Source organism: Calothrix sp. CBUCES-K 9914 (genome assembly GCF_059640475.1).
Genome location: NZ_JBXXZH010000519.1, coordinates 1 through 2,024, shown reverse-complemented (window position 1 = coordinate 2,024; position 2,024 = coordinate 1). Strand labels below are relative to the sequence as shown.

Genomic DNA, 2,024 nt, shown 5'->3' with positions numbered 1-2,024 from the left:
GCCGGTAACGACAACATCTACGGTGGAGAAGGTAATAATATTTTATTGGGTGATGCTGGTGACGATTACCTTTATGCAGGTGCGGGTAATGACCAGCTAGATGGTGGTGAAGGCAACAATTATTTTTACGGTGGTGAAGGAAACAATATATTCATTGGTGGTGCAGGCAACGATACTGCCTATGCAGGTGCAGGCAATGATGTTTTCTTCTTAGGTAACGGCAACAATACCATTTATGCTGGTGAAGGCAAAAACCAAATCAACACTGGTTTAGGCAACGACAGCATTTATGCTGGTGCAGGTGACGACGTTATTACTGCTGGTGATGGTAACAATATTATCTTTGCTGGTGAAGGTGTAAACCGCATCACCCTTGGTAAGGGTAATGATATCGTTTACGCTGGTGCAGGTAATGATATCATCACTACTGGTGCAGGTGATGATTTAATTTATGCAGGTGAAGGTAATAACATCATATCTGCTGGTATTGGTAATGATACGGTTTATGCAGGTAGCGGCGCCGACAGATTTATTCTAGACGCAGGTGTCGGTTCAGTTAGTATCATTGGTTTTGGCGCCAATGATCAAATCAGTCGTGGCAGTACTTTGCTTGCGACAGATTTACTTGATGTCACAATTAGTGGTAGAGATACTCTAATCAGTAAAGGTAGTGACTTACTCGCAACGCTTAAAGATGTTCAATTCAAATCAGTAAGTATTGGATAACTATAGGAATCCTAAAAAAGCTACAAGTCAGCTAGAATATAGTTGACTGTAGACTATATATATAGCAATCCTAAATCAGTCGTGAAATCCGTGCGTGTAGAGACGCGAAATTTCGCGTCTCTACATCTATGTGTTTTACAAATCATTTAGGAATGCTATAGATAGATTCTGAATGCGAAATGACTTTTATAGAATTAAAATCTCAACTGCTCTCGTACACAAGGGCGGGCAGGGATGCCCGCTCCACAAGATTTTTATTAATTTAATCTGTACCTCATGTGACTGGTAACCGCTATATAAATAGCTGTGGCGATAGAATTTGATTATCATTCTTAGCCCCTTAACAAGGGGGGATCAATCACATATTAGTAGAAATACGGTGATTCTCTCTTCTATCCCACCAAATTCCACACAGGCGCCTGTAAAAAACATACTTAATTCCGTTTTTTCCCGGTATTGGTTCAAGTAAATACGTGACTAAAATAATAAATACCTAGTCGCAGTTAAGATTATTTGCTAGTGCAGGTTTACATAGTTTCATGTAATTAAATACCCCTAGTAAGTAAAAATAGAGTTAGTTGCGGCTTGTTGAATAAATCACTGTAAATAATTCAAATTTCAAGTAGGAATAAGGACTGAAGTCCTTACTAAGGTTCTTAATACGAGCTTTTATTTCGTAACTATTCTTCTTGAGATTTGGATAACAAAATAATTTTGTAAAGAATACTCTGCACTTATAAGTTCCGGAACTTTGGTGTAAAGATAGGGTGCATTTACCGTTAATTAATATAATCCTCTCAAATAATCAGGGATTTTTACGCATCAATAATGATTGCGGTAAGGTGCATTTACCGTTTGTAAATATTTAATATGTCGAGAAGCCCGGTTTCTTGGGTTATGGGGTGCATTTACCGCTTGTAAACACAGAATGCATTTTACCACCCTATAATGTCCAAAAAACATAGCATCTCCACCAGTAGTGGTTTCACATTACTGGAAACATTGGTTGTGGTTTTTATTATTGGTATATTAGCCGCAATTGCTGCTCCTAGCTGGCTTGGTTTTATCGAAGCAAGGCGCCTTGGTGCTGCTAATGAGCAAGTATACCAGGCATTGCGTAATGCTCAAAGCCAAGCAAAGAAGGACAAAATTAAATATCAAGCGAGTTTCAAAGTTGAAGATGAACTAGTTCAATGGGCTGTTCATCCAACAACTGTTAGTCCAACACAAGCACAGTGGAATCAACTCGAAGCTAATATTGTCCTAGATGTTGAAACTACAATGCAACGCCACAATGG

2 protein-coding genes are annotated in these 2,024 nt (G+C 38.7%); both read left to right on the top strand.

Going from position 1 to position 2,024, the window contains the following annotated elements; genetic code table 11:
* Positions 1-726 (top strand): calcium-binding protein (locus AC2JBO_RS44715; RefSeq protein ID WP_496960048.1); only part of this gene is annotated, 726 nt, incomplete at its 5' end.
* A gap of 948 nt (positions 727-1,674) precedes the next feature.
* On the top strand, positions 1,675-2,024 hold a 350-nt coding region (locus AC2JBO_RS44710), incomplete at its 3' end, for a pilus assembly FimT family protein (RefSeq protein ID WP_496960047.1).